General features: G+C 47.9%; 5 protein-coding genes and 2 pseudogenes. 6 read left to right on the top strand and 1 reads right to left on the bottom strand.

Annotated elements, in window-relative coordinates; translation table 11 throughout:
• Positions 1 to 263: 263 nt before the first annotated feature.
• From ATN88_RS04320 to ATN88_RS04310, 3 genes are all read left to right on the top strand, one after another.
• Positions 264 to 959 (top strand): cupin domain-containing protein, encoded by a 696-nt coding sequence (locus tag ATN88_RS04320; RefSeq protein WP_067411993.1) that lies wholly within the window; start codon positions 264 to 266, stop codon positions 957 to 959.
• A 119-nt stretch (positions 960 to 1,078) separates the two neighbouring features.
• Complete coding sequence (locus ATN88_RS04315; RefSeq protein WP_067411992.1) at positions 1,079 to 1,720, top strand: glutathione S-transferase family protein; 642 nt, start codon at positions 1,079 to 1,081, stop codon at positions 1,718 to 1,720.
• A gap of 87 nt (positions 1,721 to 1,807) precedes the next feature.
• On the top strand, positions 1,808 to 2,512 hold the full coding sequence (locus ATN88_RS04310; RefSeq protein WP_232312791.1) for an MBL fold metallo-hydrolase: 705 nt from the start codon (positions 1,808 to 1,810) through the stop codon (positions 2,510 to 2,512).
• A 38-nt stretch (positions 2,513 to 2,550) separates the two neighbouring features.
• Here ATN88_RS04310 and ATN88_RS04305 read toward each other — a convergent pair whose 3' ends face one another.
• Positions 2,551 to 3,489: a LysR substrate-binding domain-containing protein gene (locus tag ATN88_RS04305; protein WP_232312789.1), complete on the bottom strand. Its 939-nt coding sequence runs from the start codon at positions 3,487 to 3,489 to the stop codon at positions 2,551 to 2,553.
• Positions 3,490 to 4,372: 883 nt separating this feature from the next.
• Here ATN88_RS04305 and ATN88_RS04300 point away from each other — a divergent pair.
• The 3 genes and pseudogenes from ATN88_RS04300 to ATN88_RS25750 all read left to right on the top strand — a co-directional run.
• Positions 4,373 to 5,839, top strand: a pseudogene (locus ATN88_RS04300) (calcium-binding protein); the annotation flags it as partial.
• 20 nt (positions 5,840 to 5,859) lie between these two features.
• Positions 5,860 to 6,057, top strand: a pseudogene (locus tag ATN88_RS28795) (calcium-binding protein); the annotation flags it as partial.
• Between the two features lie 15 nt (positions 6,058 to 6,072).
• The coding region (locus tag ATN88_RS25750; protein ID WP_269748097.1) for a calcium-binding protein at positions 6,073 to 6,689 on the top strand (617 nt) is incomplete at its 3' end.

Genomic DNA, 6,689 nt, shown 5'->3' with positions numbered 1-6,689 from the left:
TGCTGACCAACTGTTCAAGATGTTCGGCTTCACCACAGAAAACGTGGTTGAGACAGCGAAAGAACTGCTGGCATAAGCAATCACACCTTATTCAAAACCCGCCGACTGGCGGGTTTTTTTATGCCCAAATTCAGCAAATTAGCGTGCTTTAGAAAATACTGAAAAAGTTTTTCTGTGCCTGTCGGCAAGTTTTTATGCGTCGTTAAAACAAAAGCATCCTCCTATCCTGTAAAACATAGAAAGCGTTCACAAAGGAAAGGACAATGTCTTCATCAAAATTGGTTAATCAGACCTATTTAGAACTGAATATCGACCTCACACAGGCGGTTCAAATCCAAGGCGGTGATGTGCTATTTAGCCCAACGCCAATGGCTGGCGTTGAAAGAATGATGTTTGAACGATGCGGCGACGAAGTGGTGAAACGCGCAACCTCTTGCGTGCGCTATGCCCCTGAGAGCTATTTCAAATCTCACTCCCACCCTGGCGGCGAAGAGTTTATCGTCCTAAGTGGCACCTTCTCTGACCAAAACGGCGACTTCAGTGAAGGCTGGTACGTGAGAAATCCTGTGGGTTCATCTCATCGCCCGTTTACTGACGAAGGCTGTGAAATCTTCGTTAAGCTTTCACAACTCCCGCCCGAAGAAGAAGCAACGTTCGCGCTCAACACCAACGAACAGTTGTGGATGCCTGTATCTCAACATGAATCGCGTTTGATCCTTTGGCAATCTTCTAAAGAAGAAACATCTCTTCACCAATACAAAGCTGGCTTTGAACGCCAAGAAGCCGAAGAAGACGCGCTCAACGAGTTTTTTATCATCAGTGGAACGTTAACGGTTAATGGTCAAGGTTACCCTACCCGTTCTTGGCTAAGGTTCCCTCCCCACACACCGCTGGCAATCTCGACTGACGAAGGCGCAAAGGTTTACCGCAAAAAAGGTGCTGGCCAAGTTCGTTGCTAATGGCTCATTGCCAACGGGTCATTGCGAATGAATTTCGGCTCTGACATTTAACGGCTAGCTACTTCCAAACACCCTCACTCATTGGAGATAGACGGGATATTCCCGGCTAAGGAGCACTTATGTCTACAGAAAACCAAATCGTCATCTTTGAAACCACCGGCTTTCCAAATCCCGCTAGGATTCGAGCGGCATTGGCAGAGAAAAATGCCCTGCAAGACGTGTCGTTTGTGGAGGTAGACGTGATGAACCTTGAACACAGAACATCTGCTTTCTACGCCATGAACCCATTGGGTACCGTACCCGTTCTAAAAACACCGGAAGGTGAATTCATTTCCGAATCCACCGCCATTACGGAATATATCGATGCGTATTTTGAAGGGGCATCATTAACAGGCAGGTCACCGCTAGAGCGTGGCATTGTTCACATGATGCAACGTCGCGCTGAGTCGCTGGTCATGGATGCAGTCGGCACCTACTTCCACCATGCAACTGACGGGCTAGGCCCCTCGATTGAGACGTATCAATGCAGCGAGTGGGGTCAGCACCAGAAGCAACGTGCGGTCAGTGGCTTCGAATATTTCAATCGCTTACTCGCAAATCGCCCCTTTGTTGCAGGTGAACAGTTTTCCATGGCGGATATCACCTTGTTCTATGGGTTGGCATTTGCGGATTTCGCGAAACTGAGCATCCCACCCGCTCTGGCTCATCTCATCGCATGGCGAGAACGAATGAGCACACGCCCTTGTTTTTCTCAACAGTAACGTTGGACAAGCAATCATGAAAGTACATCCCTTTTTTCATGCCGAAACTGGCTCGTTCACCTACGTCGTTTCAGACAGTGGACTCGCATGATTATCGATCCTGTTCTGGATTATCGAGATGGAGAGATCGGCACTTCTCACATTGATGATGTGATTAAGTTTATTAAGAAGAAGGGGCTGCAGATAAAATACATTTTAGATACGCATATCCATGCCGATCACTTGTCTGCGGCTGACTATGTCAAAAGTAACGAAGGAGGAAAAACCGTCATAGGGAAACGTATTCACGATGTTTTCATGCACTGGAAAACTAAGTTTGGCCTGAGCAAATTGGCCAATTTTGATTTCCTTGTGGAACAGAATTCCCACCTGTATTTCGGTGATCATATCGTCGAGGTGATCGAAACTCCGGGACATACACCAGCGTGTGTTGCATACAAAATCAAGAATCACCTGTTCGTTGGCGATACGCTTTTCGCGCCGGATAAAGGAACCTCCCGTACGGACTTTCCGGGAGGAAGCGCAGAGTCACTCTTTACGTCCATCAAAAGACTCTATACCTTGCCAGATCACACCAATGTTTATCTGTGCCATGACTATCCGCCACTTGGCGCACCACCAACAAGTTGTGTTCGTTTGGATTGGCAGAAGAAAAGGAACGTCATGCTTAGACAAGATACGTCTGAGGAAGAGTATGTCTTTGCGAGAAAGCAAAGAGATGACGCGCTTCAAGCTCCGAGGCTGTTAGATATTGCGGTCCCTTTCAATCTAACGTTTAAACTGCCTCATTGAGACTGGGCTGACGATGTCAGCCCCTTTTTATTGGGCAATCATTGCGTTTGAGCCAAAAGCCAGTCGCGAAATACCAACACGCTGTCACTTAACACTGCGCCTTCCGGCCAAACGAGGTAGTAACAAAACTGGGAGCGAAATCTGCTCTGAACTTTGCCAAATGGTGCCACTAACTGCCCAGAATCTAATTCCTCTGATATTAATCGTCCTCTTCCCAGCGCAATCCCGTTCCCCCTCACTGCAGATTCCATCACGCCCGAGAAGTTATTGATCTTCAGTCCATGCGCATGTTGTGGTTCAGTGACACGCAATTTCTCACACCACTCCTTCCAGCTAGGGTACGCCGGATTGTTCGGGACTGAGAAGTCATAAAGTAGCGTGCAACCTTCCAATGAGTTAGGAAGCTCACCACTCAAACCCGCCGATTCAACATAGCTTGGTGCGCATACAGGAAATACGTCTTCAAACATCAGGTGTTGGGACGTCAAACCCGGCCAATTGCCCAGCCCATATCGAATGCCGATATCAATCCCCTTCTCTGCATAATCAACAAGGGTGACATCCGTTTCTAAATGGATATCAAGATCAACGTGTAGAGCATGGAACGCATCAAGCAGTGGTAGCAACCATTTGGAGGAAATCGACGGGCTTGCGGAAACAACAATCACGTTTTCATCTTTCACACCTCGCATGATATCCAACCCCATGCCGAGATGATTAAGACCTGTTTGTATATCTGGCAGTGCAAGTGCAGCATTATCGGTGAGGCTCAGCCGAGAAGCCCCTGATGGCGCGCGTTCAAAAAGCTTAACGCCTAACCACTCTTCCAATTGACGAACTTGTTGACCAACAGCTGCAGCCGATACATTTAATTCCTGTCCCGCGGAAGCAAAACTCAGGTGACGCGCAGAGGCCTCAAACGCGCGAATAGCATTAAGATGTGCGAGTCGTTTTTTTTGTGCTTGTGGCTTTTCCACCTTTGCCCTCTCGATAATTATTGCCCATTCCCTTCCATTCTAGATACTTCCTCGTCCTTCAGCATGAGTGCCCGAAACGCGACAACGTATTCATGTGAGACGCTTGAAATCATAATTATTCGAAAAAATTGAATATCTTTATGGCCAAATAACTCGTCTCATATCATGCAAGAAAGGTAATATTCCATTTAGTGAGACATTCAAATCAAAGTTCACATACCACTCGACTAAAGTATTAGTAATGTATAAGGCCAGAAAATATCAATGGATTCTTACTAATCTCTAACTAGAGATGAAAAACCAATCACTGAGAAATACCTTTCATATTAGCTTATGCTTTAATTTGCTTATATTCACAGGCATTACGTCTAGATATTTTTCTTACCTTTTGATTTGGATAGAGCAATAGCAACCAATACTCAAATTCGATTCTGTAAAAATACCATTGCTATACATCAAGAATAGCTGTCTCATGATTGAGGCTATTCCGCATAGAATTCATTCTTATTTCATCATGTTTTACCACTTTGCAACATATTGTTACAAAGCATCTGCGCATCAATTTGAATATCCAACTCATTCAATACTGACTGCTTGTCTAATTATCATTTATTTTCAATCAGTTAACATTGAACGCTTTCTTTCAGCTTTCGAATGTAAATTATACTTACATACTTGTTCTACTTTTTAGGCCAGCTTTAGCTGGTACTTATTTAGTCCTTTTTTAAGAGATACCTAATTCTCTCTATTTTTTGTCTCACCTGAAAGACAACCTCTACCTTCTCAGCCGTGAATAGATGTTATACACCTACCTTGCACAAGGATAATCATTACAAAAATTAAATAATAAGTTGGTCAACTGTATCTATTTTGGAGCAAGGTTATGGCGAACATCATCAAAGGAACAGAAGGAAACGACAAACTCAAAGGCACGCCGGGTAAAGACATTATTTATGGCTACGGCGGTGACGATCATATTCAAGGAGACGGCGATACTGATTATATCTATGGCGGTGATGGTGATGACACGGTTATCGGAGGTGATGGAACAGACGAAGTTCATGGTGACGCTGGTAATGACTGGGTCAGGGGCGGCTTTGTCGATGACAACCTGTTTGGTGATGATGGCGATGATCTCGTTGAAGGTGGTGCAGGAAACGACACATTAAGTGGCGGTTCAGGGCAAGATCGCCTTTTTGGTGGCGAAGGAAATGACACCATTGACGGCGGAACAGGTGATGACAAAGTGCGTTCAGGCACAGGTGATGATGTTGCCCGCGGCGGTGAAGGCAACGATATCGTCTTTGGTGAGGACGGCGATGATGAGCTTTATGGCGATGCCGGGAACGACATCCTTTGGGGTGGCGAAGGCAATGACAAACTAAACGGTGGAACTGGCAACGATGCGCTTTGGGGTGGTAACGGCAATGACACACTGAATGGTGATGACGGCGATGACGCCCTTCATGGCGAAGCGGGAAATGACATTCTTAACGGCGGTGCTGGCAATGACAGTCTTTACGGCGGCACTGGAGATGACCAACTAAACGGCGGCACGGGTTCTGACAAGCTTTTTGGCGGAGAAGGCAAAGATACGCTGAAAGGCAACGAAGGCGATGACACGCTGGCCGGTGGTGAAGGAAACGACGCACTGGATGGTGGTGCTGATAACGATACCGTTTATGGCGATGCGGGTAACGATAACGTTCAGGGCGGCGATGGAGACGACGTTCTGTTTGGTGATGCTGGCACCAAGGTTCCGCAAGGCGTTGGAGGCATCCCGCCACGCGATGATGCTGTTAACAATGCCATCATCGGCGGCAACGACGTGATCCATGCTGGTAACGGAAACGATTCCCTGTTTGGCGAAGACGGCAATGACGTATTGCATGGTGAAGCAGGTGATGACAAAGCGTACGGCGGCTCAGGTACAGATACTCTCACTGGCGGAAGCGGCGATGACATTCTTTATGGCGGTGACCATAACGATACGCTCGATGGCGGCACAGAAAATGACTCGCTTTATGGAGAAAGTGGCGCAGACCGCTTACTTGGTGGTTCTGGCAATGATTACCTAGATGGCGGTGCTGAAAACGATGTGCTTTATGGTCAGGATGGCAATGACACGTTAGTTGGAGGCACAGGTAACGACCACCTCGACGGCGGCAATCACAATGACCGGCTGTTTGGTGGTGCCGGGAATGATGTACTTGTCGGCGGAGCCGGTGATGATGAGCTTGATGGCGGTGATGATAACGACAAGCTTTACGGTCAGGACGGCAACGACAAAATTAACGCAGGTAGCGGCAACGACCACGTTGAAGCAGGTAAAGGACATGACACCGTAGATGGCGGAGCGGGAACGATGTCATCTATGGCCAAGATGGCAACGACACCCTTTCAGGGGGATCAGGGAACGATGGTATTGATGGTGGCACAGGGAATGACCGTGTCTACGGCAATGACGGTCATGATGGCCTCTCCGGTGGTGAAGGTAACGACTATGTCAACGGCGGTAACCACAACGACCGAATTTACGGCAATAACGGCGATGACCACTTAGTCGGCGAGCACGGTGATGACTTGCTGGTCGGTGGACATGGCAATGACTTCCTTCAAGGTGGGACAGAAAACGATAAGCTTTACGGCGAATGGGGTAACGACACCCTGCAAGGTGGTGCTGGTAATGATGAAGTCTACGGTCAAGACGGTGACGATCACCTGACAGGTCAGGACGGTAACGACCTCATCAAAGGTGGCACGGGCAATGACGTTATCGGCGGAGATGCTGGTAACGACACCATTTACGGTGAAGATGGCCATGATCGTATTTGGGCTGGCAGCGGCGATGATGTCGTCGATGGCGGCAACCACAATGACACCATCTACGGACAGGACGGCAACGACCTAATCTATGGCGGTGCTGGCAATGATGGCGTTGACGGCGGAAATCACAATGACCGTATACATGGTCAAGATGGTAATGACGGCCTCTCCGGCGGCGAAGGGAATGACTACGTCAACGGTGGTAACCACAACGACCGCCTTTACGGGAACAACGGTGATGACCATTTAGTCGGCGAACACGGCGATGACCTATTGGTCGGTGGTCACGGTAACGACTTACTTCAATCCGGCACGGGCAATGACAAGCTCTATGGCGAATGGGGCAATGACCGTATTGATGGTGGAGAAGGCAA

This window comes from Enterovibrio coralii (assembly GCF_001559595.1).
Classification (GTDB): Bacteria; Pseudomonadota; Gammaproteobacteria; order Enterobacterales; family Vibrionaceae; genus Enterovibrio; species Enterovibrio coralii.
Note: the sequence above shows the minus strand (reverse complement) of the source record. Positions and strands in the feature narration are given on the sequence as shown.